Consider the following 23235-nt stretch of genomic DNA (forward strand, 5'->3'; position numbering starts at 1 on the left):
GTCCGCTCACTGGTCCGGGCGGCATGTCTGCGCTACGCTGTGCGCGTATTCCTTTTCTCCGAACGATCACTGTCATGACGACTGTTTCCCTTGCCGGCCGCGAGCACGCGGTGGCCAATATTTTCTGCATCGGTCGCAATTATGCGGCGCACGCATCCGAGCTCGGCAATGCCGTCGAAACCGACGAACCGCTGGTGTTTCTGAAACCGACCTCGTCGCTGCTGCGTGAACCCGATCCGGTCCGGTTGCCGGTCTGGTCGGACGATATCCACCACGAATGCGAACTGGTACTGCTGGTCGGCCGCGACGCGCGTGACCTGGCGCCGGCGGAGGCGATGTCGGCGATCGCCGGCTATGGCATCGGGCTCGACCTGACGGCCCGCGACGTGCAGGCGGCGATGAAAGCCAAAGGCCAGCCGTGGACCAAGTCCAAGGGCTTTCCGGGGGCCTCCTGCGTGTCTGCCTTCGTTCCGGCCGGGCAGGTGGCGGCGGAGCGCTTCACCTTCTCGCTGCAGGTCAATGGCGAGACGCGCCAGCATGGCGACACGGCGCTGATGCTGTTTCCGCTACCGGTGATTGTCAGCTATCTGTCGACCCAATACGGGCTGACCGCCGGCGACCTGATCTATACCGGCACGCCGGAAGGCGTGGCACGCATTGCGGCCGGTGATCGCCTCGTGCTGACGCTGGACGGTGTGGTGTCGGCCGGCTTCGGGGTGATCTGATGGCGGATGCGCAAACCGGCCGGATCCGGCTGGACAAATGGCTGTGGGCGAGCCGCTTCTACAAGACGCGGGGGCTGGCGCAGGCGGCCATTGATGCCGGTCACGTCAGCCTGAACGGCGATCGTGCCAAACCGGCCCATGCAGTCAAGGTGGGCGACCGGGTCGGCCTGCGGCTGAATCAGCTCGAATATGCGCTGACCATTCGCGCCGTGTCCGACAAGCGCGGTTCGGCGACCATTGCGCGCGAGCTGTATGAGGAATCGGCGGAAAGCATTGCCCGGCGCGAGGAGCGCCTGCTGCAGCTGAAGGCCGAGCACGCGACTTTCCCGTACAGCGAGGGGCGACCGACCAAGAAGGCGCGTCGCGAGATCGATCGCTACCGGCGCGTCGACTGAGCCACGATACTGCCCGCGGTCTGGCCGTGCAGCCATGCGCCGTGACGGGCCGCCTGGCCGGCGCTCAGCCCCTGCGCCAGCAGGGCGGCGATCATGCCGGTCAGCGTATCGCCCTGGCCGGCCTGCGCCAGGCCCGGGTGTCCGGTCGGGTTGACGGTAAAGAAGCCGTCCGGCCCGGCCACCAGCGTGCCGCAGCCCTTCAGCAGCGCGACCGCGTTCAGACGGCTGGCCAGTTGGCGGACGGCGGCGATCCGGTCGGACTGTACCGCTTCGGTGCTGGTGCCCAGCAGTCGCGCCGCTTCGGCCGGGTGCGGGGTGATCACGGTTGCGGCGCCCCGGGTCCGGCACAGGTCGGCCAGGCCGGCATCGGCGGCGATCAGGTTCAGGGCGTCGGCGTCGAGCACCAGCGGTCCGCCGCGCTGCAGCGTGTCCCGCAGCAATTGCGCGGCCGCCGGCGACTGACCGAGCCCGGGGCCGATCGCCACGACCGTGACATCGGTGTGGGCGATGGCGCGGGGGGCGTCGTCGAGCATCAGTTCCGGGTATAGCGGGTCGACCGCCAGTGCCGGCTCCAGCAGCCCGATCCTGACCTTGCCGGCGCCGGTGCGCAGTGCTGCGCGCGCAGCCAGCAGGGCGGCGCCGGTCATGCCGGTCGCGCCGCCAAGCACGGCGACACAGCCGAAGCTGCCCTTGTGGGCATTCTGTTTTCGTGCCAGCCGGTGCGTAATGTCGTCGTCGGGCTGGTAGCAGGCGCCGTCGGCTGCCGGCCACCAGGCGGGCGGGATGTCCAGTGTGGCCAGATGCACGTCGCCGGCCTGGTCCGGGCCGTCATGGGTCAGCAGGCCGGGCTTGTCGGCAAGAAAAGTCAGGGTTTCGGTGGCGGCCACGGCGCAGCCGGTCACCTGGCCGCTCCAGGCGTCGAGTCCGGACGGCACATCGAGCGCCAGCCGGTGGCCGGAGATGCCGTTCAGCCAGTCGATGGCCGCACAGGCGGCCGCGTCGGGCGCGCGGCGCAGACCGATGCCGAACAGGCCGTCCAGTGCCAGCGCCGGTGCGGTGCGTGGCGCGACAACCAGGGTGACGCCGGCGGCCAGAGCCTGGGCATGGGCACGCCGCGCGTCGTCGGTTGCCGGCTCGCCCAGTGGCAGCCAGGCATCGACGCGATGGCCGCGTGCGGCCAGCCGGGCGGCGGCCAGCAGGGCATCGCCGCCATTGTTGCCGCGTCCGGCCAGCGCCAGGATCGGCTCACCGCGCACGATCCGCTGCTCGACCCGGTCGGCGATGGCGCCGGCCGCACGATCCATCAGCGGCATGCCGGCCTGCCCGGCGAGGGTTTCGATATGGCGCAGCGTGGCAAGCGTGTGGATCGGGCGGTTCATGTCAGTCTCCGGGGGCAGGCGGTGTTGCGGCAGGATCGGCCTCGCCCCAGCGCGCATGCAGCTGGTGCGGCACGCGCAACTGGTCGAGGATGCGGGCGACCACGAAGTCGACCAGGTCGTCGACCGTCTGCGGATGGGTGTAAAAGCCCGGCGATGGCGGCAGGATGATCGCGCCGGCGCGGGCCAGGCTCAGCATGTTTTCCAGATGGATGACCGAGAACGGCGTTTCGCGCGGCACCAGGATCAGCGGGCGGCGCTCTTTCAGGCTGACGTCGGCGGCGCGTTCGATCAGGTTGTCGGACAGCCCGTGGGCGATGGCTGCCAGCGTGCCCATCGAGCACGGGCAGACCACCATCGCATCGGACGGATTCGAGCCGCTGGCGACCGGGGCGAACCATTCGTCGCGACCATAGACCGCCAGCTGGCCGTCTGCGGCGTGAAAGCGGGCGGCAAGGTCGCGCTGGACCCCGGCCGGGCGGGACGGCAGGGTCCAGCCCATTTCCTGCCGGGCGACGATCTGTGCCGCCTGTGAATACAGCAGCCGGACGTGGACGCCAGCCTGCAGCAGGGTGTCGAGCAGGCGCAGCCCGTACGGCAGGCCGGAGGCACCGGTCAGGGCCAGAGTAACAGTGGCGGGAGGGGTCATTGGGGGCGTGAAGCGAGCAGTCGGGTGGTCATGATACCGTTCAGCGTGCCGGTGACGAAGGCGGCGGCGGCAAACAGCGGGACGAAATAGCCGAGGCCGTTGCTCGGAATCAGCCAGAGTCTGGCCAGCAGCAGCTGGCCGCCGATATGGCAGAACGCGGCAATCAGCGACAGGGTGACCGGGCCGAACAGGCGGCGGGGCAGGCGATGGGCGAGCGCCAGCCCGAGCAGGCTGGCCGCCCCCCCGGCCGCGCTGAGGAAGAAGCCCGGGGTGAACAGACTGCCGAGCAGCAGCGCGGCAGCGAAAATGCGCAGGACGCTGACAGCGATGGCGGCGCGCAGGCCGAGCCGTTCCAGTGCCAGCAGGGTGACAATATTGGCAAAACCGGGCTTGATGCCGGGCAGCGGCGTCGGAATGCCGGCGTCGAACAGCGCCAGCACGATGGCCAGCGCGGCCAGCCGCGCCAGACGACGATCGGCCGGCAGGGCGTGCAGCTCGATGACGCGCTCAGTAGCCAAGGCTGTCGTACTCCTGTTGCCGGCGCAGGACTTCGATGCTGGTCCGGTTCGGCAGGCAGATCGCCATTTCGCCGGGGCGGGACAGCCAGCCGTGGCGCACGCAGTACTGGCGCGGGCTGGGATCGGTGGCGATACGGGCACGCCCGTTGCGGACTTCGACCACGGTGGTGCCAAGCGGGCCGGGCACTGACAGGGTGCGGTTCAGCCGCAACGGCAGGTCTTCGACCACCCGGCCATCGGCGCGCACGCGCAGGGTCTCGCCGATGCCGTCACGCCAGAAGTGCAGGGCGCTGGCGACGACCAGCGCAGCGCCGAGCAGCAGCGCAAGCGCGTCGCCGGCGCGGAGTGGAATCATGCTTCGTCGAGTTCGCGATGGCGGACCAGTACCGTCTGCTCGCCCTGGCGCAGGCGGGCGGCGAGGCGTTCGCCGAGATAGACCGAGCGGTGCTGGCCGCCGGTGCAGCCGATGGCGACGGTCAGGTAATTGCGGTTGTCGAGACGGAAGGCCGGCAGCCAGCGTTCGATCAGCCCGGCGATGTCGTCCTCCATCTGGCCGACTTGCGGCTCGGCGGCAAGAAAGGCAGCTATCGGGGCATCGCGGCCGGTCATCGGCCGCAGCTCCGGGTCGTAGTACGGGTTTGGCAGACAGCGGGTATCGAACACGAAATCGGCGTCGAGCGGCACGCCATGCTTGAAGCCGAACGACTGGATGATCAGCACCAGCGAGCCGATGTCGAGCGACACGAAGGTACGCACATAACGGCGCAGCTGGTTGGCGGACAGGTCGCTGGTGTCGATGCGATGGCCGAGCTCGGCGACATCGCCCAGCATCTGCCGCTCCTGGGCCACGGATTCGGGAATGGTCAGCGCGCAGCCGGACAGCGGGTGGCGGCGGCGGGTTTCGGAAAAGCGGCGGATCAGGGTATCGGTCTGCGCGTCGAGGAACAGCACGCGGACGTCGTCACCGCTGGCGCGCAGCGTGTCCAGCGCCGCCGGCAGCGCACCGAGTGCGGCCGCGGAGCGGGTATCGACGCTGATGGCGACATGGTCGTAGCCGAACGGGCGCACCTGCTCGACCACGCTGGTCAGCAGGCTGGCCGGCAGGTTGTCGATGCAATAGAAACCGCTGTCCTCGAGCATGCGCAAGGCGATGCTCTTGCCCGAGCCGGACAGTCCGCTAATCAGGATCAGCTGCATTTTCCTGCTCCCTCAACATGCGCGTCTGCCGTTCGATGAAGTCGCGCGTGCTGTCGATGCCCCTGAGCTGGAGAATGTAATTGCGAACGGCGGTTTCGACCAGCACGCCCAGGTTGCGACCGGCAGCCACCGGAATGGTGACCTTGCGGATTTTGACGTTCAGGACTTCCTGCGTTTCCGACTGGATGGCCAGCCGGTCGATGTCCTGCATGATCTGGTCGGTGGCCTTGACCAGATGGATGATCAGTTTGAGGATCTTTTTCGGCCGGATGGCGGTTTCGCCAAACACCGTGCGGATATTGAGGATGCCGAGGCCGCGCACTTCAAGGAAGTCGCGCAGCATGTCCGGGCAGCGTCCTTCCAGGGTTTCCGGGCCGATGCGGAACAGGTCGACCGCGTCGTCGGCCACCAGGCCGTGGCCGCGGGAAATCAGTTCCAGTGCCAGTTCGCTCTTGCCCATCGCGCTGTCGCCGGTAATCAGCACGCCGACCTCGAGCACGTCGAGGAACACGCCGTGCAGCACGGTGGACACCGCCAGGACTCGCGCCAGGTAGATGCGCATCACGTCCATCAGGTACGGCGAGGCCTGGCTCGAGGCGATCAGCGGCACGCGCTGGTGTTCGCAGGCGGCCTTCAGTGCGGCCGGAACCGGCTGGCCGTTGGCGACGATGATGGCCGACATCGGCAGCCGGAACAGCTGCTCCAGCGCTTCGCGGGCCGCGTCCTGTCCCAGCTGGTTCAGGTAGTCGCATTCGGCGACGCCGAGCACCTGCAGGCTGTTCGGGTGGATCAGGTTCAGGTGGCCGACCAGGGCCAGGGTTGGCCGCTGGTCGTCGGTGCCGATCAGGTTGTCGATGCCGGACGAGCCGGCGACCCAGTTCAGATTGAGTTTCTGCCGGTTGTCCTGATAAAGCTTCCTGACCGTGATGCTAGGCATGGCTGTCCTGCTGGGTGGTCAGAAGCTGGAACAGGGTCTGGGCATCCGGTGCGGCGGCCAGCGCTTCGCGCAGCTGGCGGCGGCTGAACATCTGTGCGAGTTCCGACAGTACCTGCAGATGCAGGTCGGTTGCCTGCTCGGGCACCAGCAGCACGAACAGCAGGCTGACCGGCTTGCCATCGGGCGAGTCGAACGGAATCGGGGATTTCAGGCGGATGAAGCAGCCGGCGACGTCCTTGAGCCCCTTGGCGCGACCGTGCGGGATGGCAACCCCGTGACCGAGTCCGGTGGAGCCGAGTTTTTCCCGGGCGAACAGGCTGTCGAAAACGGTGCTGCGGGCAATGCCGTAGGCGTTCTCGAACAGGATGCCGACATGCTCGAACACGCGTTTCTTGCTGCTGACGTCGAGATCGACGAGCAGGTGGTCGGTGCTGGGCAGGATCTTTGCGATCAGACTCATGGTCGTCAACGAGTACGAGTAATCAAAACGGGGCCATTCTAGCCGGTTACGGCGGGAGCGTCTGCCGCATTAGTGGGCACCCCGGCCGGTCTGCACCAGCAAAGGGCAGACCGGCAGCGGAATGCCTGTGCCGGCACCCCTCCGGGCGCGAGGGCCCGCAATCAAACGGGGGGACTGCCGTTTCCGGCAGTCCCCCCCTTTCAGTCAGGCCTGAGCCAGCGGCACGACGACCGCGGGCGCTTGCCCTTGTGAGTCTTCTTCAGGCTCAGGCTTCGGAGCCGGCGGACAGCTCCTGTGCCTTGTGCGCCTTGTCCGAGAAGTGATCCGTACTCTTCTCCTTGTGCTTCAGCACCTGTCTGTCCAGCTTGTCGGCAACCAGGTCAATGGCCGCATACATGTCGGCTGCGACTTCCTCGACGTGGATGTCCTTGCCCTTCAGGTGAACGTCGACCGTCACTTTCTGGTCGAGTTTCTCGACCGAGAGGGCGACGTTGACGGCAATGACGTTATCGACGTGGCGGGTGATGCGGTCGATTTTTTCCGACAGGTAGTCGCGCAGGCTCGGAGTGACTTCGAGATGGACGCCGGTGATGTTCAGGTTCATACCCTAACTCCTTCTGGTGGGCTGGCGTATCCATGTTGCTGGATACGCAGGGGGCGCGCCTTGACGCGCGTTAAATCGTTTTCCGCTGGTTTACCGGTGGTATCAGCAATGCCTCGCGATACTTGGCGACGGTGCGGCGGGCAACCTGGATGCCCTCGTCACCGAGCCGTTCGGCCAGCACGCTGTCCGACAGCGGTTTGTGCGGGTCTTCGTCGGCAATCAGCTTGCGCAACCGCGCCTTGATGGCGGTAGCCGAGCATTCGCCGCCGGAATCGGTGTCCAGCGCCGTGCCGAAGAAGTACTTGAGTTCGAACACGCCACGCGGACAGATCAGATACTTGCTGCTGGTCACGCGGGAGATGGTCGACTCGTGCAATCCCAATTCGTCGGCGACGTCGCGCAGCACCATGGGGCGCATTGCGACTTCACCCTGATCAAAGAACGCCTGCTGTCGCTCGACGATGACCTGCGACACTCTGAGTATAGTGTCGGCCCGCTGTTCGATGTTGCGGATCAGCCACTTGGCTTCCTGCAGCCGGCCGGACAATTGTCCGGCCTCGCCGCGGTGCCGGCTGAGCATCTGCGCGTACAGCTGATTTACTTTCAATTTGGGCTGAGTCGCAGGATTCAAGAGGGGCAGCCAGATTCCGTTGCGATCGCGACGGACCAGCACGTCGGCCATCACGTAGTGGGTGTCGCCGCTGCCGAAACCGGCGGCCGGACGCGGGTTCAGCGAGGCGATCAGCGCCTGGGCCTGCCGGATCGATTCGTCGTCGGCGCCGGTGGCGCGGCGCAGCCGGGTGAAGTCGCGGTTGGCGAGCAGCGGCAGGTGGTGGCGGACGATGTCCTGCGCCAGCGGCCTGGCCGGCGACTCGGGCCGGGCCGCCAGTTGCAGCAGCAGCGATTCGGTCAGATCGCGCGAGGCGACACCGGCCGGCTCGAACTGCTGGACCAGGGTCAGCGCCACGGTCAGCTCGTCGGGATCGATCTCCAGTTCCGCCGGCAGATGGACGGCAAGCTCTTCCAGCGGGCAGGGCAGGTAGCCGTCGTCGTCCAGTTCCTCGATGATGACCATCGCCATTGCCCGGTCGCGGACCGACAGCGGCAGCTCGGCCAGTTGCGCCAGCAGATGCTCGCGCAGCGTGGTGGCCCGGGTCAGGTTCTGGTGCGGGTCCCAGTCGTCGTCTTCGTCGCTGCCGTTGCGGCCGTAGCTGGACCAGTCGTTGACCAGGTTCAGGTCGGTGGCGCTGTCGTCGTTGCCGCCGGCCCCGTCCTGCTGCTGCGGTGGCTCACGCGGCTCGTCATGGCCGTTGATGGCAATCTCGCCGGCATCGCTGACTTCCGCGCCGTTTTCGTCACGGCCCTCGTCGCGCTCCAGCAGCGGATTGTCGGCGATGAACTGTTCCACTTCCTGTTGCAAGTCCAGCGTCGAGAGCTGCAGCAGCCGGATCGACTGTTGCAGTTGGGGCGTAAGGGTCAGTTGCTGACCCAGCTTGAGCTGGAGGCTTTGCTTCATGGCCGCTGTCTAGAGGTGGAAATGCTCGCCCAGGTAGACGCGGCGGACATTTTCGTCCTCGACCAGCGCCTGGGGCTTGCCGGCGGCAAGTACGCTGCCGGCATTGATAATGTAAGCCCGATCGCAGATGCGCAGGGTTTCGCGAACATTGTGATCGGTGATCAGTACGCCGATGCCGCGCTCCTTCAGGTAGGAGATGATCTTCTGGATATCGATGACGGCAATCGGGTCAACGCCGGCAAACGGTTCGTCCAGCAGGATGAAACGCGGGCGCATGGCCAGCGCGCGGGCGATTTCCACCCGGCGGCGCTCGCCGCCGGACAGCGACAGCGCCGGGTTGTCGCGCAGGTGGGCGATGTTCAGATCGTCGAGCAGCAGCTCCAGTTCTTCCTGGATCTTCGCCCCTTTCAGTCCGGTCAGCTCGAGCACGGCGAGAATGTTTTCCTCAACCGTGAGCTTGCGGAAGATCGAGGCTTCCTGCGGCAGATAGCCGATGCCGAGCCGGGCACGCTGGTGGATGGCCAGATGGCTGGCATCGATATCGTCGATATGGATGTCGCCGGCATCGGCCGGCACCAGGCCGACGATCATGTAGAAACTGGTTGTCTTGCCGGCACCATTCGGACCGAGCAGACCGACGACCTCACCGCTGTTGATTTCCAGCGAGACATCCTGGACCACCGTGCGCTTCTTGTAGCGCTTCTGCAGGTGGCGGACGCTGAGGCGACTGGTGGCTTGCGTCATTTATTGGCGCCTTCCTTCTTTTCACGCGGCTGGATCACCACGGTGACACGGCCCTTGCCGCCCTTCATTGCCTGGCCATGGGCATCGCTGCGGGTGCCGGTGGCCTGGAATTGCTGGGTCTTGCCGTCGTAGATGATCACATTGCCGGTGACGACGTCGCCACCGCGCTGAACTCTGCCGTTGTCATAGATTGTAACCAGTTGCTTGGCGTTGTCGTAGTCAATGCGCTGGCCCTTGCCGTTGATCCACTCGACCTTGCCGTCGCTGTCAGGGTCGAGGCGCTGGCGGAAGGTGGCCGGGTTGCCGATGGCGGTGCCGTACTGGTTGCCGGCCTTGTCCTGGTTCACCGTCAGTTTGGCGGCGGTCAGCTTCGATGTGCCCTGGGTCAGGATCACATTGCCTTCGTAGACGGTCACGCCCTTCTGCTGGTCGAGACTGGCCTGGTCGGCTTCGATATTGATCGGTTTGCTGCGGTCGGCCTTTTCGGCATGGGCGGCGAGGGCGCTGCAGACGATCAGGGCACCTGCGGCGAGGCGGAAGGAATTATTCGGATTTCGGCGGAGCATAAGTCATCCTGACGCGCGATTTGAGTTTGTATTGTTGGGTGGCATCGGCGTAGTGGAAACCCACCGAGTCAATGCGGTTGCCGCCTTCGACGTAGATTGCCGGCGCCAGGGTGTCGGCGGTGCGCTTGCGCGTATCGACGGTCAAGCGGGTGGTGTCCAGCGTGGCCGGCAGCGGATGCTGCGCCGAAGGCTCTCGCCGGGCGCGGACCTTGCCGTCGAGGAAGGCGATGCCGGTATCGTTGTTGTACAGGCCGCTGGTGGTAAAGATCGACAGATCCTTCCGTCCCAGGCTGTACTGTTCCAGCGTCGAGTCGGTAAAGAATACCCGCTTGTCTTCCGGATATTGCCACATGGATTTGCCGAAGGCGTGGCGGTCGATGCGGCCATTGGCGTCGAAGCTGGTGCCGACAAAGTCGGACGCCATGTACTCGACCGTACCGCGGTTGACCGGGTCGCGGCCGGCCGGCAGCATCGACAGCAGGTATTCCAGCCACAGCGTCAGCAGGATCAGGATCACGGCCAGCAGCAGCGGGAACAGGCGCGAGGCATTGCGGAGTGCGAACATGGCTCAGTCTTCCAGGTACGGCGCGAGCGCCGCGTCCAGCGTGCCCTGGGCCTGCATGATCAGTTCACAGACTTCGCGCACCGCGCCGTGGCCGCCATGGCGACCGGTCACGTAGTGGGCGTGGCTGCGCACGATATCGGGCGCGGCCGGCACCGCGACGGCGAAGCCGACCTGGCGCATGACCGGCAGGTCGACCACGTCGTCACCGACATAGGCACAGGCGGCCGCGTCGAGCCCGGTTCTGGCCAGCAGATCGGCGAATGCGGCGCGCTTGCCTTCCGACCCCATGTACAGGTGATCGATGCCGAGCGCGCGCGCGCGATGCTCGGTGGCGCCGGAGGCGCGGCCGGTGATGATGGCAAGGGCGACGCCGCTTTTCTGCAGCATCTTCAGGCCGTGGCCGTCGAGGGTGTTGAATGCCTTGATTTCCTCGCCGGCCGGCGTGAAATACAGCTGGCCGTCGGTCAGGACGCCGTCGACGTCGAGGATCAGCAGGCGGACGGGAACTGCGAGTGCATGGACAGTGTGCATAGTCAGTATCGTGTTACACCACACCGGCGCGGAACAGATCGTGCATGTTCAGCGCGCCAGCCAGTTTGCCGTTCGTGTCGAGCACGAGCAGGCCGTTGATCTTGTTAGCCTCCATGACCTTGACCGCTTCGGCCGCGAGCCGGTCGGCAGCAATGGTCTTGGCGGCCGGCTGCATGACCGTGCCGACCGGGGTGGCGAGGAAATCCGCCTGACCGGCATCGATCAGCCGGCGCAGGTCGCCGTCGGTAAAGATGCCGCGCAGCGTGCCGTCCGCGTCGGCGATGGCTGTCATGCCCAGCCCCTTGCGGCTGATTTCCAGCAGCGCATCGCGCAGGCTGGCGTCCGGTGCGACCACGGGCAGCGCATCACCGCCGTGCATCACGTCCGAAACATGGACCAGCAAACGCCGGCCCAGGCTGCCGCCCGGATGCGACAGCGCAAAATCCTCGGCACGGAAATTCCGCGCATCGAGCAGCGTCAGTGCCAGCGCGTCGCCGAGCGCCAGCGCGGCGGTGGTGCTGGCGGTCGGTGCCAGACCGAGCGGTCCGGCCTCGTGTTCAATGGCCGCGTCCAGATGGATGTCCGATTCGCGGGCCAGCGTCGACGTGTCGCGGCCGGTCATGCCGATCAGGGTGACGCCCTTGCGGCGGATGGCCGGCAGCAGGGCGATCAGCTCACCGGATTCGCCCGAATAGGACAGGGCGATCACCACGTCGCCGGCGGCAATCATGCCGAGGTCGCCGTGGGCGGCTTCGGCCGGGTGGACGAAGAATGCCGGCGTGCCGGTCGATGCCAGCGTGGCGGCAATCTTGCGCGCGATATGGCCGGACTTGCCCATGCCGGTCACGATGACCCGGCCACGGCAGGCGAGCACCGCGTCGACGGCGGCAAGAAAGCTGCCGTTCAGGCGTGCGGACACGCCCTCGATGGCTTGAGCTTCGGTGGCGAGAACATCGCGGGCAAGGGCGAGGCGATGGGCGGACAGGGATGCATTCATGTCAGGTCGGGAGGGCGCTGTCACCCTCCGTCAAAAGATGTCGTAGTGGGGGAGTATACCAAGCGTTAAACTCGCGGCGTTTCCGATACTTCATGCCACTGTCGATTTCCTGATGCATTCATTAGCACCTGTCGTTGCCATCCTGTTCGCCGCCGTCGGGGTCATCACCCTGTGCCGGGCGGTCAAAGTCCCCGCCATGCTCGGTTACCTGCTGGTGGGATTCATTGTTGGCCCGGGCGGGTTCGCGCTGATTGCGGGGACTGACCAGTCCCAGTTTCTGGGTGAAATCGGCATTGTTTTCATGATGTTCACCATCGGTCTTGAATTCAGTCTGCCGAAACTGCGGGCGATGCGGCGCATCGTGTTCGGGCTTGGCGCCGGCCAGGTGGTGGTGACCCTGCTGGCAGTCATGGTGCTGTTCATCGCGCTGGGCGGGCGGCCGCTTACCGGCTTTACGCTTGGCGCGGTGGCGGCCCTGTCGTCGACCGCGATCGTGTCCAAGCTGCTGACCGAGCGGCTGGAACTCAATGCGCCGCACGGGCAGATGTCGATCGGCGTGCTGCTGTTCCAGGATCTGGCGGTGGTGCCGATGCTGATTCTGCTGCCGGCGCTGGCCGGCAATGCCGAAACGCTGGCACTGGATCTGGCGATCGCCTTCCTGAAGGTCGTGCTGGTGATGGTGCTGCTGTTCACCGTGGGTCAGAAGCTGCTGCGGCCGTGGTTCCATGTGGTCGCCCGGCAGCGCTCGGGCGAACTGTTCATGATCAATGTGCTGCTGATCACGCTGTCGATTTCGTGGCTGACCGAACTGGCCGGGCTGAGTCTGGCACTGGGGGCTTTCGTCGCCGGCATGTTGATCGCCGAAACCGAATATCGCTACCAGGTCGAGGAAGACATCCGGCCGTTCCGCGACATTCTGCTCGGCTTCTTTTTCATCACCATCGGCATGCGGCTCGATCTCGCCGCGCTGGCCGAGCGTTTCTGGCTGGTATTCGCCTTTGTGGCCGTGCTGGTACCGGGCAAGGCCATCGTCATGTTCGCGGTGGCGCGAACCTTCCGCTATCGGGCCAATGACGCACTGCGAACCGCACTGGCGCTGGCACAGGGGGGTGAGTTCGGTTTCGTGCTGATCGCGCTGGCCGGCAACCTGGGACTGGTGGCGCCGGCGATCGAACAGGCGGCGATCACCTCGGTGCTGATCTCGATGCTGATGTCGCCATTCCTGATCCAGCAGACGCCGCGGCTGGTGCGCCTGCTGATCCGTTCGGACTGGGTCAGCCAGGCGGCCGATCTGCACCAGATCCTGGTGTCGAGCATGATGCGCAACGAGCACGCGATCATCTGTGGTTACGGTCGCAGCGGCCAGGCGCTGGCGCGGCTGCTGGAAAAAGAGGACATGAGCCTGTTCGCGCTCGATCTCGATCCGGAGCGGGTGCGCGAGGCGGCGGCGGCCGGCGATGCAGTGGTATTTGGCGATGCCGGCAAGCGGGAAGTGCTGCTGGCTGCCGGCCTGATGCGGGCCAAGGTGCTGGTGATTACCTTCGCCGATACCCATGCCAGCATGCAGATCCTGCGCGTGGCGCAGACGTTGCGGCCAGACCTGCCGATTATCGTGCGCACCGTCGACGACAGCGATATCGACCTGCTGCGCGAGGGCGGGGCGGACGAAGTGGTGGCCGAGGTCATGGAAGGCAGCCTGATGCTGGCCAGCCATGCGCTGATGGCGATGGGGGTGCCGATGAACCGGGTACTGCGCCGCATCCGCTCGGTGCGCGAGGAGCGCTACAGCCTGTTCCGCGGCTTCTTCCGCGGCATTACCGACGACACGCTGGCACTGGACGACTCCAAGCAGTCACGGCTGGGAACGGTGCTGCTGGCGCCGGGCGCGGCATCGATCGGCCAGTGTCTGGGCGAACTGGACCTCGGTGCACTGCATGTACAGGTGCGGGCGGTCAAGCGCAAGCAGGGTCGGGTGATCGGTCCGGACGATGCCTTCGTGCTGCAGGCCGACGACGTGCTGGTGCTGCTGGGTTCGGCCGAACACCTGGCGGCGGCCGAGCTGCTGCTGCTGGAAGGCGTCTGAGTCGCGGGTATGATTGGACATCATCAGGTCGGCGCCGGTCAGGCGCCGGGGGAGGAAAATCGTCATGAAAAGCATTGCCGACATCCGCAAGGATTACGCCAGCCGCGAGCTGAATGAAACCGACTGTCTGGCCGACCCGGTCAGGCAGTTTGAAATCTGGATGGACGAGGCCATTACCGCCGAACTGGTCGAACCGACGGCAGTACTGGTGTCGACCGTCAGCCCCGAGGGCCGGCCGGCGGCACGGGTGGTGCTGCTGAAGGGGGTCGAGAACGGCCGGTTCGTGTTCTTCACCAACTACCAGTCGCGCAAGGGGCGGCACCTGGAAGCCAACCCGGTCATCGCCCTGACCTTTTTCTGGCCGGGGCTGGAGCGCCAGGTCAATATCGAGGGCGTGGTCGAGCGCCTGCCGTCCGCCGCATCGGACAGCTATTTCGACAGCCGGCCTTACAAGAGCCGGGTCGGCGCCTGGGCCAGCGAGCAGAGCCAGCCGATTGCCGGTCGCCATGTGGTGATGGCGCGGTTTGCGCAGTACGCGGCCAAGTACGCGCTGCATGTTCCGCGTCCGCCGCACTGGGGCGGCTTTGCGGTGATTCCGGAGCGGATCGAGTTCTGGCAGGGGCGTCCGTCCCGCCTGCACGATCGCGTGCTGTACCAGTTGCAGGCCGACGGCAGCTGGAGCCGCGACCGGCTGGCGCCATGATGATGGCGGCGCCAGCGCTGGTCTGATTCATTCACGACGCCATTTTCAGCCCGAGAATGCCGGCCACGATCAGGCCGATGCAGACCAGCCGCGCCGCCGTGGCCGGGTCGTTGAACAGCACGATACCGAGGGCGGCGGTGCCGACGGCGCCGATGCCGGTCCAGACGGCATAGGCGGTGCCGATCGGCAGGTCGCGCAGCGCCAGCCCGAGCAGGACGATGCTGAACAGCATCGAGATGCCGGTCAGCACTGACGGCAGCAACCGGGTGAAGCCCTCGGTGTATTTCAGGCCGATGGCCCAGCCGATTTCAAACAGACCCGCGATAAACAGCATGAGCCAGGCCATGGTCAGTCCTTTCCTTGTGCGGGGAGCGAAGTCTCCCGCGTGAGTGTCAGCAGGCGTTCGATCACCGCTGTCCGCGTGACCGGGTCCAGCGGTTCGATACCGAACGCTTCATTCATCCAGATGCCGTCCACGGCCAGCCGCACGATGTGGGCCAGCAGCGGGTCGGCCACGTCTGCGGCGATCTGCGCCTGCCAGTCGCGCTGGCGGTCGGCATAGCGGGCGACCTGCTCCGGCCGGGTGCCGAGCGCGGCGATCAGCGAGGCTTCGCGCCGGGCAACGGTTTCGCTGTCGAGATCAGGCGGCAGCGCGGCCAGCAGGTAGGCGCGGACGCCAGCGCCGTGGCTGGGGTCAGCCTGCCGGTAGGCGTCCATGCGGGCATCGACCGCCCGGGTCAGCCGGGCGATCAGGGCCGCCACCAGTGCATACTTGCCGGCATAGTGGTACAGCAGGCCGCCTTTGCTGACGCCGGCCCGTGCCGCCACGCTGTCCAGAGTCAGATTGGCGACGCCGTGTTCCATTACGCAATGTTCGGCCGCATCGAGAATGCGGTTCTGGGTGTCCGTTGTCGTCATGGCACCGAATGTAAACCGTCCGGACGGTACAGTAAAGTGCCGGGCGCGATGGCGGGCGTGCTGCTAGGCTGTGCGCCCCTGCCAGAAACCCGCCTGCCATGTACCGACTGATCGACCGCCAGCCCGACTTCATCATTATCGACAAGGCACCGGGCGTTGCCGTGCATCGCGACCAGGAAGCGCAGGGCCTGCTTGATGTCCTGCGCGCGGATCTGGGGTGCGACAGCCTGCATCTGGTACATCGTCTCGATGCGATCACCTCCGGCCTGATGGTGCTGGCGACGCATCGCGATGCCGCGCGTACGCTGTCGCAGGCGTTTCATGACCACCAGGTCGACAAGTTCTATCTGGCGCTGTCCGATCGCAAGCCGGCGCGCAAGCAGGGCTGGGTGACCGGCGACATGGACCGCGGCCGCCGCGGCAGCTGGCGCCTGTTGCCGACCCGGGTCAATCCGGCCATTACCCGGTTCTTCTCCGTCTCGGTCGAACCCGGCGTGCGCGCCTTTCTGCTGCGGCCGTGTACCGGCCGCACCCATCAGTTGCGCGTGGCACTGAAAAGCCTCGGCAGCCCCCTGCTGGGCGATCCGCTGTATCACGCGGCCGATGCGGCGAATGCGGCGGCCGATCGCGCCTACCTGCATCACTACGCGTTCGCCTTCGAGCTGGGCGGGCGCCGCTGGCGCTATGTCCAGCCGCCGACGACCGGTACGCATTTCCTGGCGGCGCCGTTTGCGGCAGCGCTCGGCCGTTTTGATGATCCCTGGGCGCTGGATTGGCCGGAATCATGTCTAACTCGTTGATTTTAAATTTGATTGTTGAATGGCTACTGTCTGGCGAGGCCGGGCTTTCCAATGCAAGCCAATGATTTTGTTTGATAAAATGTCGCCGCGCGCTACATTCGATAGCCGAGCGGGGCATTTGCGGCTAGAATCGCGTCTATAGATAGCGATGCAACGGGTTGCCCTGGCCGGCAGCCCGTTTTGCTTGATCGGCCCGCGCAGCGAGCCCGAAGGCATCTGTGGCAGCATGCAGGCGGAGACGCCGGAACGGATACCGAGTCGGGTAGCCGGACCCGGCGTCTGTCGCCGTTGGCGATTTCGCCGGCCTGCGCGGATCGACACGGGCACGCCCGGCACGGGCGAGTTTCCGTCGGAGCACACCATGCAACAGCCTGTCATCACCGTATCCACCCTCGATCTCGACCGATTGGAGGCCCTGCTGGAGAATATCGACAGCAAGGCTTTCCCCGCAGCCGGGCAACTGGCCCGCGAACTCGATCGTGCCGAAGTGGCCGAGCCCGCCGACATGCCTGCCGGCGTTGTGACGATGAATTCGCGCGTGCGTTTTGCCGCCGACAATGGCGAAATCCGCGAATACACACTGGTTTACCCGAAAGACATGAACGGCAACCCGGACCGGCTGTCGGTGCTGGCGCCGGTTGGCGCGGCGCTGCTCGGCCTGTCGGTCGGGCAGACGATCGAATGGCCGATGCCGGACGGCGCGACGCTGCGCCTGACCGTGCATGAAGTGATCTGGCAGCCGGAAGCCGCAGGCGAGCTGCACCGCTGATTCGCGCGAAACCGACGGCCCGCATGAGCACACTGACCGATCTGAAGTACCTGAAGACCGTGATCGAGACCGCATTGCTGGTCGCGACCGAGCCGCTGTCGGTCCATGACCTGAAGCGGCTGTTCACCGAATCGCTGCAGTCGGGCCTGATCTACGAAATGGTGGAGGAAATCCAGAACGAATGGCGGGGTCGGGGCATCGAACTCGTCAAGCTGGCCAGCGGCTGGCGCTTTCGCGCCCGGGCCGAATTCAAGCCTTACCTGGAACGACTGAGCCCGGAGAAACCGCCGCGCTATTCGCGCGCGGTGATGGAAACCATCGCCATCGTTGCCTACCGGCAGCCGGTGACGCGCGGGGACATCGAGTCCATTCGTGGCGTCTCGGTTTCCAGCCATGTGATGCAGACCCTGTCCGAACGGGGTTGGATCGAAGTCATCGGCCACAAGGACGTGCCGGGACGTCCCGGTCTGTACGCCACGACCCGCAAGTTTCTCGACGATCTCGGCATGAAGTCGCTGAAGGACCTGCCACCGCTCGCCGATATCGGCGCGCTGGTCATACCCGAAATACCGAATGACGACGCGGGCGCAAAAGACGCCGCGTCGGCGCAAGCATTGAACGAAAGCCCAGAAGATGTCGAAACCGAAGCCCAGTAACCAGCGCACTGCCCGCCAGCCGGCCGCGCGAACGCACCGCGACCAGCCGAAGGCGCCGTACTCCGCGCCGCGTGGTGGCAACCAGAAGCCGTTTGGCCGCCCGGAAGGGGAAGCGGGCCGTGGCGCGCCGCGCCAGGGCGGAGATCGCCCGGCCTACGGCGGCTCGCGTGATGACGACCGTCGTCCGTCCGGCCCGCGTGGCGAGGGCGGCTTCAGCCGTGGCCCGAAGCCGTTTGGCGACCGTGCGCCGCGCCAGGGCGGGGATCGTCCGGCCTATGGTGGCCCGCGCCAGGGGGGAGACCGTCCGGCGTTCGGTGGCCCGCGTGACGGCGGTGACCGTCGTCCGTCCGGCCCGCGTGGCGAGGGCGGCTTCAGCCGTGGCCCGAAGCCGTTTGGCGACCGTGCGCCGCGCCAGGGCGGGGATCGTCCGGCCTATGGTGGCCCGCGCCAGGGGGGAGACCGTCCGGCGTTCGGTGGCCCGCGTGACGGCGGTGACCGTCGTCCGTCCGGCCCGCGTGGCGAGGGCGGCTTCAGCCGCGGCCCGAAGCCGTTTGGCGACCGCGCACCGCGTCAGGGCAGTGACCGCCCGGCCTATGGCGGCCCGCGCGGTGATGGTGATTTCAACCGTGGTCCGAAGCCGTATGGCGACCGTCCGCCGCGTCAGGGCGGTGACCGCCCGGCCTATGGTGGCCCGCGTGACGGCGGCGACCGCCGTCCGTCCGGCCCGCGTGGCGACAGTGATTTCAACCGGGGTCCGAAGCCGTATGGCGACCGTCCGCCGCGTCAGGGCGGTGACCGCCCGGCCTATGGTGGTCCGCGTGACGGCGGCGACCGTCGCCCGTCCGGCCCGCGCAGCGACAGCGGCTTCAGCCGTGGCCCGAAGCCGTATGGTGATCGTCCGCCGCGTCAGGGCGGCGACCGTCCGGCGTTCGGTGCTCCGCGTGACGGCGGCGACCGCCGTCCGTCCGGCCCGCGTGGCGACAGTGATTTCAACCGTGGTCCGAAGCCGTATGGCGATCGTCCGCCGCGTCAGGGCGGCGACCGTCCGGCGTTCGGTGCTCCGCGTGACGGCGGCGACCGCCGTCCGTCCGGCCCGCGCAGCGACAGCGGTTTCGGCCGTGGTCCGAAGCCGTTCGGTGACCGTGCACCGCGTCAGGGCGGGGATCGCCCGGCGTATGGTGGCCCGCGCGACGGCGGCGACCGCCGTCCGTCCGGCCCGCGTGGCGACAGTGATTTCAGCCGGGGTCCGAAGCCGTATGGCGATCGTCCGCCGCGTCAGGGCGGTGACCGCCCGGCCTATGCTGGTCCGCGTGATGGCGGCGACCGCCGTCCGTCCGGCCCGCGTGGCGACAGCGATTTCAACCGCGGTCCGAAGCCGTATGGCGACCGTCCGCCGCGTCAGGGCGGGGATCGCCCGGCCTATGCTGGCCCGCGTGACGGCGGCGACCGCCGTCCGTCCGGTCCACGTGGCGACAGTGATTTCAACCGCGGTCCGAAGCCGTATGGCGATCGTCCGCCGCGCCAGGGCGGCGACCGCCCGGCCTATGCTGGTCCGCGTGATGGCGGTGACCGCCGTCCGTCCGGCCCGCGCGACGGTGGCGACCGTCGCCCGTCCGGCCCGAAGCCGTTCGGTGGCGAAGGCAATGCCTATCGTGGCCCGAAGGCAGGCAATGGCGGACCGGCGGCAAGCCGCCCGGGCAGCTATCTGCCGGTGCTTCGTGCCAAGAAAATGCCGCAGCGCCATCTGTCGGGCAAGCTTGAGCAGAAAATGCTGAAGCTGCGCGAAACACGTATCGACCCGAACAAGGGGCTGCACGAAATGCGCCTGCAGAAGGCGCTGGCACTGATGGGGCTGGGCTCGCGTCGCGACATGGACGAGATGATCACCCAGGGCCGCGTCAGCGTGAATGGCGAAGTGGCCGAACCGGGCACGCGCGTCGTGCCGGGTGACAAGGTGCGCGTCGATGGTCGCCAACTGGCCATCCGCTGGCCGGACCGCCTGCCGCGCGTCATTGTCTACCACAAGCAGGAAGGCGAAATCGTCACCCGTGACGACCCGGAAGGCCGGGTCACGGTGTTCGAGCGTCTGCCGCAGACGCGCTCCAGCAAGTGGGTCGCCGTTGGCCGCCTCGACGTCAACACTTCCGGGCTGCTGATTTTCACCACCTCGGGTGAGCTGGCGAACCGGATGACGCACCCGAGCTTTGAAGTCGATCGTGAATACGCCGTGCGCACACTGGGCGCGCTGACGCCGGATCAGATGAAGGAATCGACCCGGGACATCGAACTCGAGGACGGACCGGCGCGCTTCCAGTTCATCCGCGAGGAAGACGACAAGGAAGAAAGTGCGAACCACTGGTACCGTGTCGGCCTGCGCGAAGGGCGCAATCGTGAAGTCCGTCGTCTGTTCGAACACTTCGGCCTGACCGTCAGCCGCCTGATTCGTGTCCGCTTCGGCATCGTCACGCTGCCGTCGCGGCTCAAGCGCGGGCAGTTCTACGAACTCAATGAACTGGAAGTCGCCAAGCTGGTGCAGTGGGCCGGCCTGACGCTGGCCGGAACCAGCGACGACGCCTGATCGTCTGCAGCGCCGCCGCGAGGGGGCGCTGCGTCTTTATCCCTGGAGGAACAAGCCCATGAACCGGTCCCGATGGATCGTTGCCGTCATGGCCTCGCTGCTTAGCGGTTTGCTGGTCGCCTGCGGTGGCAGTCCCGCGCAGGCGGAACCGGCTGCCGATACGGCGGCACTGCCGGCGCAGATCGCCGATACTGTGGATGTGGATGTGCTGAAGCAGGCGATGGTTGGCCGTTTCCGTGGCGAGTTGCCGTGCGCGGACTGCAGCGGCATCGACACCGACCTGACGCTGAATGCCGACATGAGCTACCAGCTGAGCGAAACCTATCTCGGCAAGGGCAAGCCGTTCGTGTCGACCGGCAAGTGGAATGTGGTCGATGGCACGCGCAAGATCGAGATCGACTACGACAAGCCGGGTCAGGGCCGCTATTTCCAGCTGGCCGGCAAGCACTTGCAGATGCTGGACAGTGACGGCAATCCGGTCGACAGCAAGCTGAATTACACGTTGACGCGACAGTAAGCACTGGCGCGTCCCGCCGCCTGCGTGCCGCTGGCGGCGGTTTTCCGCGTCGCCACGGCACGGGCCTTTCCCCCGGGTTCCGCCATGAACAAAGCCTTTACCCAGGAAGATGACAACGAACAGGACGACGACCTGCCGGTCGAGCGTCAGTTGCCGCGTTCGGGCAAGAATTACATGACGCCAGGTGGCTGGCAGCGCATGAAGGACGAGCTGTACCACCTGGTACATCGGGAACGGCCGGAAGTCACCCAGATCGTCAACTGGGCGGCCGGCAATGGCGACCGTTCGGAGAATGGCGACTACCTGTATGGCAAGCGCCGGCTGCGGGAAATCGACCGTCGCATCCGTTTTCTGACCAAACGGCTGGAAGTGGCCGAGGTGGTCGATCCGGAACGGCGCGAGCCGACCGACCAGATTTTCTTCGGCGCGACCGTCGTCATGCTGCGCGGCAACGGGCAGGAACAGACGGTCAGCATTGTCGGCGTCGACGAGATCGACGTGGCACGCGGCCATATCAGCTGGGTGTCACCGATTGCCCGGGCCCTGATCCAGGCACGCGAGGGAGACGAAATCCTGTTTCGCGGCCCTGACGGCGATGAGCAGATCGAGATCCTGGAAGTGCGCTACCAGCGCGTGGACCCCTGAGTTCATTGCGCGTAACCATCGTGCAGCGTCGCGTTCCGAAATGTAGTACCGGGGTTTTGGGTCAATTTTTGTGACATAATTGCGCCCAGTGATGACCGTTGGACGGTCCGCGGACCGGTTCCGCTCCGCCCTGTCCAGATTGCCCCGTGCCTGCCCGTATCCGCTGTGTGCCCTGTCTCGCCCGTCGACGCGTTCCGCGACGGCGGGCTTTCGTGCGCCCGGACCCTGCCGGTCAGGGGCAACTGGCGGTTGTCCAATGACAACCTCAGAGGAAATCGAAAAATGAACTCCAAGTTGCTGCGCATCCACGGCAAGGTCCAGGGGGTGTACTACCGGGACAATGCGGTGGCCCAGGCGGGCGAGCTCGGTGTCACGGGCTGGGTGCGCAATCGGCATGACGGCACGGTCGAAGCGCTGGTTTGCGGCGCGACCGAAGCGGTCGAGGCATTCATCAACTGGGCGCACAGCGGTCCCGCCGACGCCCGGGTCGACAAGATCGAACTGACCGACGGCAGCCAGCACGGCATGCCGCTGGCGTTCGAGCGCTGGCCGACGCGCTGACACGCATTCTTCAGGTATTGCATCCGGTTTGATCTCCTTTTATGACGTACGCTTGTGTTGCATCGCTGATGAATATGGATTGGGCGCTTAAGCTTGGCTTGAGAATTCAACAGGGATGCCGAATATTGTGACCGTCCAGGGGATCAGCTGGAATGGCAGTGATGTCACGGTGCCGCACCGGGTGAGAACATGGTGCACGAGCGGATGCGCCCAGGTCATTGATAAATCTGCCGTATCGAGTGCTGGCACCACCCGGCGAAATACGGTACGGGAGTCATCGTGAAACAGCAAACCGGCGGCATGACTCCGCCGGTTTGTGTTTTTCCGCAGCAGATCAGGCCGCCGCCATCCCCATGGCCGCCGCAATGCCGAGTCCCGCGAACAGACAGGCCGAGACGATGTGCACGGCGCGGGTCGGCAGGACATTGGCTGCCTTGTGGCCGATCCAGACCGCCGGCGCATTGGCCAGCATCATGCCGACCGTGGTGCCGGCGACGACGGCGAACAGCGCGTCGTACTTGGCGGCCAGCATCACCGTCGCGATCTGGGTCTTGTCACCCATTTCGGCCATGAAGAAGGCGATCACGGTCGCGGTAAACACGCCGGCGCCATCACGGATGCGGATTTCGTCCTCGTCGATCTTGTCGGGAATCAGCATCCAGACGGCCATGCCGACAAACGACGCGACCAGTACCCAGCGCAGGACGTCCGGGGAAACCAGCGTGACCAGCCACGCGCCCAGACTGCCGGCGATGGCGTGATTGACAATGGTGGCGACAAAGATGCCGGCGACGATAGGCAGCGGTTTGCGGAAACGGGCGGCGAGCAGCAAGGCCAGCAACTGGGTCTTGTCACCGATTTCGGCCAGCGCGACGACGCCAGTGGAGATGAAGAATGCGGACATGTGGAGTTCCCGAGGCTCGATACGACACCATGATCGCGCGTCGCCCGAGCCTCGAAAGAGAGCGGACGGCGATCATGGGTCTTGCCGCGAAAAGTCTGTGCTTTCCGTCGCGTGCCACGGCCTGTCGGCCAAGTCTGTTGACACGCGCCCCCGCTGTGCTGCCGCGGGCCGGCTACTCCCCCAGGACTGGGTGCCCGGCAGAACCGGGCGAGAAGAGCGCGCATTCTAGCGGCAGGGTGCGGGCGGCGTAAAGCCCCCGGCCGGCGATGCCGCGCGAAGCTTGCCGGGCGTGGCTGCCGCATGCCTATAATCCCGAGTAAA

At 66.2% G+C, this 23235-nt stretch carries 28 protein-coding genes and 1 riboswitch; of the genes, 11 read left to right on the forward strand and 17 right to left on the reverse strand.

The features are described from left to right. Positions 1-74 precede the first annotated feature (74 nt). Together Q352_RS0118135 and Q352_RS0118140 are read left to right on the forward strand one after the other, a co-directional pair. Positions 75-725 (forward strand): fumarylacetoacetate hydrolase family protein, encoded by a 651-nt coding sequence (locus Q352_RS0118135; protein WP_028500526.1) that lies wholly within the window; start codon positions 75-77, stop codon positions 723-725. After that, on the forward strand, positions 725-1120 hold the full coding sequence (locus tag Q352_RS0118140; protein ID WP_028500527.1) for an RNA-binding S4 domain-containing protein: 396 nt from the start codon (positions 725-727) through the stop codon (positions 1118-1120). Before Q352_RS0118135 ends, Q352_RS0118140 begins: the two co-directional genes overlap by 1 nt. On the opposite strand, the gene Q352_RS21940 is transcribed toward Q352_RS0118140, so the two are convergent. The 14 genes from Q352_RS21940 to Q352_RS0118210 form a co-directional block, all read right to left on the reverse strand. Beyond that, entirely contained in the window at positions 1102-2499 is a 1398-nt protein-coding gene (locus Q352_RS21940; RefSeq protein ID WP_036386975.1) for an NAD(P)H-hydrate dehydratase, read from the reverse strand. The genes Q352_RS0118140 and Q352_RS21940 overlap by 19 nt on opposite strands. Position 2500: 1 nt before the next feature. Then, complete coding sequence (locus Q352_RS0118150; RefSeq protein ID WP_028500528.1) at positions 2501-3145, reverse strand: flavin prenyltransferase UbiX; 645 nt, start codon at positions 3143-3145, stop codon at positions 2501-2503. After that, entirely contained in the window at positions 3142-3663 is a 522-nt protein-coding gene (locus Q352_RS0118155; protein WP_036386976.1) for a Gx transporter family protein, read from the reverse strand. Before Q352_RS0118155 ends, Q352_RS0118150 begins: the two co-directional genes overlap by 4 nt. Next, positions 3653-4018 (reverse strand): NusG domain II-containing protein, encoded by a 366-nt coding sequence (locus Q352_RS0118160; RefSeq protein WP_028500530.1) that lies wholly within the window; start codon positions 4016-4018, stop codon positions 3653-3655. The genes Q352_RS0118155 and Q352_RS0118160 overlap by 11 nt, the downstream gene beginning before the upstream one ends. Beyond that, on the reverse strand, positions 4015-4860 hold the full coding sequence (rapZ, locus tag Q352_RS0118165; protein WP_028500531.1) for an RNase adapter RapZ: 846 nt from the start codon (positions 4858-4860) through the stop codon (positions 4015-4017). Before rapZ ends, Q352_RS0118160 begins: the two co-directional genes overlap by 4 nt. After that, positions 4841-5797, reverse strand: a complete 957-nt coding sequence (gene hprK, locus Q352_RS0118170) for an HPr(Ser) kinase/phosphatase (RefSeq protein WP_028500532.1) — start codon at positions 5795-5797, stop codon at positions 4841-4843. Before hprK ends, rapZ begins: the two co-directional genes overlap by 20 nt. After that, on the reverse strand, positions 5790-6257 hold the full coding sequence (gene ptsN / locus Q352_RS0118175; RefSeq protein ID WP_028500533.1) for a PTS IIA-like nitrogen regulatory protein PtsN: 468 nt from the start codon (positions 6255-6257) through the stop codon (positions 5790-5792). The genes hprK and ptsN overlap by 8 nt, the downstream gene beginning before the upstream one ends. 265 nt (positions 6258-6522) lie before the next feature. Further along, positions 6523-6861 (reverse strand): ribosome hibernation-promoting factor, HPF/YfiA family, encoded by a 339-nt coding sequence (gene hpf / locus Q352_RS0118180; RefSeq protein ID WP_028500534.1) that lies wholly within the window; start codon positions 6859-6861, stop codon positions 6523-6525. Between the two features lie 70 nt (positions 6862-6931). Next, the gene (locus Q352_RS0118185) at positions 6932-8377 is read right to left on the reverse strand and encodes an RNA polymerase factor sigma-54 (RefSeq protein ID WP_028500535.1); all 1446 of its coding nucleotides are present in this window, start codon (positions 8375-8377) and stop codon (positions 6932-6934) included. Between the two features lie 9 nt (positions 8378-8386). Beyond that, positions 8387-9121 carry an LPS export ABC transporter ATP-binding protein gene (gene lptB / locus Q352_RS0118190; RefSeq protein ID WP_028500536.1) on the reverse strand — a complete coding sequence of 245 codons (735 nt, stop codon included), beginning with the start codon at positions 9119-9121 and terminating at the stop codon, positions 8387-8389. Next, positions 9118-9687, reverse strand: coding sequence for a lipopolysaccharide transport periplasmic protein LptA (lptA, locus tag Q352_RS0118195; RefSeq protein ID WP_028500537.1), 570 nt, complete (start codon positions 9685-9687; stop codon positions 9118-9120). The genes lptB and lptA overlap by 4 nt, the downstream gene beginning before the upstream one ends. Then, a complete protein-coding gene (gene lptC, locus Q352_RS0118200) occupies positions 9665-10252 on the reverse strand; it encodes an LPS export ABC transporter periplasmic protein LptC (RefSeq protein ID WP_028500538.1) in 588 nt (195 codons plus the stop codon). The genes lptA and lptC overlap by 23 nt, the downstream gene beginning before the upstream one ends. Before the next feature lie 3 nt (positions 10253-10255). Continuing rightward, the gene (locus Q352_RS0118205) at positions 10256-10783 is read right to left on the reverse strand and encodes a KdsC family phosphatase (protein WP_028500539.1); all 528 of its coding nucleotides are present in this window, start codon (positions 10781-10783) and stop codon (positions 10256-10258) included. Positions 10784-10796: 13 nt separating this feature from the next. Continuing rightward, the gene (locus Q352_RS0118210) at positions 10797-11780 is read right to left on the reverse strand and encodes a KpsF/GutQ family sugar-phosphate isomerase (protein WP_028500540.1); all 984 of its coding nucleotides are present in this window, start codon (positions 11778-11780) and stop codon (positions 10797-10799) included. Positions 11781-11892: 112 nt separating this feature from the next. Here Q352_RS0118210 and Q352_RS0118215 point away from each other — a divergent pair, with 112 nt between their 5' ends. Continuing rightward, positions 11893-13863, forward strand: a complete 1971-nt coding sequence (locus Q352_RS0118215; RefSeq protein ID WP_028500541.1) for a monovalent cation:proton antiporter family protein — start codon at positions 11893-11895, stop codon at positions 13861-13863. Between the two features lie 64 nt (positions 13864-13927). Further along, positions 13928-14566, forward strand: coding sequence for a pyridoxamine 5'-phosphate oxidase (gene pdxH, locus Q352_RS0118220; protein WP_028500542.1), 639 nt, complete (start codon positions 13928-13930; stop codon positions 14564-14566). A gap of 31 nt (positions 14567-14597) precedes the next feature. Here the strand turns inward: pdxH and sugE are convergent, their stop codons facing one another. After that, on the reverse strand, positions 14598-14912 hold the full coding sequence (sugE, locus tag Q352_RS0118225) for a quaternary ammonium compound efflux SMR transporter SugE (protein WP_028500543.1): 315 nt from the start codon (positions 14910-14912) through the stop codon (positions 14598-14600). Positions 14913-14914: 2 nt separating this feature from the next. Continuing rightward, positions 14915-15484 carry a TetR/AcrR family transcriptional regulator gene (locus tag Q352_RS0118230; RefSeq protein ID WP_028500544.1) on the reverse strand — a complete coding sequence of 190 codons (570 nt, stop codon included), beginning with the start codon at positions 15482-15484 and terminating at the stop codon, positions 14915-14917. Positions 15485-15582: 98 nt separating this feature from the next. Here Q352_RS0118230 and Q352_RS0118235 point away from each other — a divergent pair, with 98 nt between their 5' ends. The 7 genes from Q352_RS0118235 (at position 15583) to Q352_RS0118265 (ending at position 22010) form a co-directional block, all read left to right on the forward strand. After that, positions 15583-16284 (forward strand): TIGR01621 family pseudouridine synthase, encoded by a 702-nt coding sequence (locus Q352_RS0118235; protein ID WP_028500545.1) that lies wholly within the window; start codon positions 15583-15585, stop codon positions 16282-16284. A 361-nt stretch (positions 16285-16645) separates the two neighbouring features. Further along, the gene (gene rnk / locus Q352_RS0118240; protein ID WP_028500546.1) at positions 16646-17053 is read left to right on the forward strand and encodes a nucleoside diphosphate kinase regulator; all 408 of its coding nucleotides are present in this window, start codon (positions 16646-16648) and stop codon (positions 17051-17053) included. Positions 17054-17076: 23 nt separating this feature from the next. Next, a complete protein-coding gene (scpB, locus tag Q352_RS0118245) occupies positions 17077-17709 on the forward strand; it encodes an SMC-Scp complex subunit ScpB (RefSeq protein ID WP_028500547.1) in 633 nt (210 codons plus the stop codon). Beyond that, the gene (locus Q352_RS23970) at positions 17687-20287 is read left to right on the forward strand and encodes a pseudouridine synthase (RefSeq protein ID WP_051529079.1); all 2601 of its coding nucleotides are present in this window, start codon (positions 17687-17689) and stop codon (positions 20285-20287) included. Before scpB ends, Q352_RS23970 begins: the two co-directional genes overlap by 23 nt. A gap of 58 nt (positions 20288-20345) precedes the next feature. Then, the gene (locus Q352_RS22510; RefSeq protein ID WP_051529080.1) at positions 20346-20804 is read left to right on the forward strand and encodes a copper resistance protein NlpE; all 459 of its coding nucleotides are present in this window, start codon (positions 20346-20348) and stop codon (positions 20802-20804) included. Between the two features lie 84 nt (positions 20805-20888). After that, on the forward strand, positions 20889-21449 hold the full coding sequence (greB, locus tag Q352_RS0118260) for a transcription elongation factor GreB (protein ID WP_028500548.1): 561 nt from the start codon (positions 20889-20891) through the stop codon (positions 21447-21449). Between the two features lie 282 nt (positions 21450-21731). Then, entirely contained in the window at positions 21732-22010 is a 279-nt protein-coding gene (locus Q352_RS0118265) for an acylphosphatase (RefSeq protein WP_036386977.1), read from the forward strand. A gap of 334 nt (positions 22011-22344) precedes the next feature. Here Q352_RS0118265 and Q352_RS0118270 read toward each other — a convergent pair whose 3' ends face one another. Beyond that, positions 22345-22914: a TMEM165/GDT1 family protein gene (locus tag Q352_RS0118270; protein ID WP_028500550.1), complete on the reverse strand. Its 570-nt coding sequence runs from the start codon at positions 22912-22914 to the stop codon at positions 22345-22347. A 55-nt stretch (positions 22915-22969) separates the two neighbouring features. Beyond that, a riboswitch (yybP-ykoY riboswitch) is annotated at positions 22970-23107 on the reverse strand. Positions 23108-23235 lie beyond the last annotated feature (128 nt).

The organism is Microvirgula aerodenitrificans DSM 15089, assembly GCF_000620105.1.
GTDB lineage: Bacteria > Pseudomonadota > Gammaproteobacteria > Burkholderiales > Aquaspirillaceae > Microvirgula > Microvirgula aerodenitrificans.

What these genes read in the sequence shown, in the direction of transcription:
- Q352_RS0118210 (WP_028500540.1), bottom strand. Translation starts at nt 11,780, where the DNA reads ATGAATGCATCCCTGTCCGCCCATCGCCTCGCCCTTGCCCGCGATGTT.
- Q352_RS0118265 (WP_036386977.1), top strand. Translation starts at nt 21,732, where the DNA reads ATGAACTCCAAGTTGCTGCGCATCCACGGCAAGGTCCAGGGGGTGTAC.
- rapZ (WP_028500531.1), bottom strand. Translation starts at nt 4,860, where the DNA reads ATGCAGCTGATCCTGATTAGCGGACTGTCCGGCTCGGGCAAGAGCATC.
- hprK (WP_028500532.1), bottom strand. Translation starts at nt 5,797, where the DNA reads ATGCCTAGCATCACGGTCAGGAAGCTTTATCAGGACAACCGGCAGAAA.
- sugE (WP_028500543.1), bottom strand. Translation starts at nt 14,912, where the DNA reads ATGGCCTGGCTCATGCTGTTTATCGCGGGTCTGTTTGAAATCGGCTGG.
- Q352_RS0118185 (WP_028500535.1), bottom strand. Translation starts at nt 8,377, where the DNA reads ATGAAGCAAAGCCTCCAGCTCAAGCTGGGTCAGCAACTGACCCTTACG.
- Q352_RS21940 (WP_036386975.1), bottom strand. Translation starts at nt 2,499, where the DNA reads ATGAACCGCCCGATCCACACGCTTGCCACGCTGCGCCATATCGAAACC.
- Q352_RS0118230 (WP_028500544.1), bottom strand. Translation starts at nt 15,484, where the DNA reads ATGACGACAACGGACACCCAGAACCGCATTCTCGATGCGGCCGAACAT.
- Q352_RS22510 (WP_051529080.1), top strand. Translation starts at nt 20,346, where the DNA reads ATGAACCGGTCCCGATGGATCGTTGCCGTCATGGCCTCGCTGCTTAGC.
- Q352_RS23970 (WP_051529079.1), top strand. Translation starts at nt 17,687, where the DNA reads ATGTCGAAACCGAAGCCCAGTAACCAGCGCACTGCCCGCCAGCCGGCC.
- lptA (WP_028500537.1), bottom strand. Translation starts at nt 9,687, where the DNA reads ATGCTCCGCCGAAATCCGAATAATTCCTTCCGCCTCGCCGCAGGTGCC.
- Q352_RS0118150 (WP_028500528.1), bottom strand. Translation starts at nt 3,145, where the DNA reads ATGACCCCTCCCGCCACTGTTACTCTGGCCCTGACCGGTGCCTCCGGC.
- Q352_RS0118270 (WP_028500550.1), bottom strand. Translation starts at nt 22,914, where the DNA reads ATGTCCGCATTCTTCATCTCCACTGGCGTCGTCGCGCTGGCCGAAATC.
- greB (WP_028500548.1), top strand. Translation starts at nt 20,889, where the DNA reads ATGAACAAAGCCTTTACCCAGGAAGATGACAACGAACAGGACGACGAC.
- Q352_RS0118135 (WP_028500526.1), top strand. Translation starts at nt 75, where the DNA reads ATGACGACTGTTTCCCTTGCCGGCCGCGAGCACGCGGTGGCCAATATT.
- scpB (WP_028500547.1), top strand. Translation starts at nt 17,077, where the DNA reads ATGAGCACACTGACCGATCTGAAGTACCTGAAGACCGTGATCGAGACC.
- hpf (WP_028500534.1), bottom strand. Translation starts at nt 6,861, where the DNA reads ATGAACCTGAACATCACCGGCGTCCATCTCGAAGTCACTCCGAGCCTG.
- rnk (WP_028500546.1), top strand. Translation starts at nt 16,646, where the DNA reads ATGCAACAGCCTGTCATCACCGTATCCACCCTCGATCTCGACCGATTG.
- Q352_RS0118205 (WP_028500539.1), bottom strand. Translation starts at nt 10,783, where the DNA reads ATGCACACTGTCCATGCACTCGCAGTTCCCGTCCGCCTGCTGATCCTC.
- lptB (WP_028500536.1), bottom strand. Translation starts at nt 9,121, where the DNA reads ATGACGCAAGCCACCAGTCGCCTCAGCGTCCGCCACCTGCAGAAGCGC.
- Q352_RS0118235 (WP_028500545.1), top strand. Translation starts at nt 15,583, where the DNA reads ATGTACCGACTGATCGACCGCCAGCCCGACTTCATCATTATCGACAAG.
- ptsN (WP_028500533.1), bottom strand. Translation starts at nt 6,257, where the DNA reads ATGAGTCTGATCGCAAAGATCCTGCCCAGCACCGACCACCTGCTCGTC.
- Q352_RS0118160 (WP_028500530.1), bottom strand. Translation starts at nt 4,018, where the DNA reads ATGATTCCACTCCGCGCCGGCGACGCGCTTGCGCTGCTGCTCGGCGCT.
- Q352_RS0118140 (WP_028500527.1), top strand. Translation starts at nt 725, where the DNA reads ATGGCGGATGCGCAAACCGGCCGGATCCGGCTGGACAAATGGCTGTGG.
- Q352_RS0118215 (WP_028500541.1), top strand. Translation starts at nt 11,893, where the DNA reads ATGCATTCATTAGCACCTGTCGTTGCCATCCTGTTCGCCGCCGTCGGG.
- pdxH (WP_028500542.1), top strand. Translation starts at nt 13,928, where the DNA reads ATGAAAAGCATTGCCGACATCCGCAAGGATTACGCCAGCCGCGAGCTG.
- lptC (WP_028500538.1), bottom strand. Translation starts at nt 10,252, where the DNA reads ATGTTCGCACTCCGCAATGCCTCGCGCCTGTTCCCGCTGCTGCTGGCC.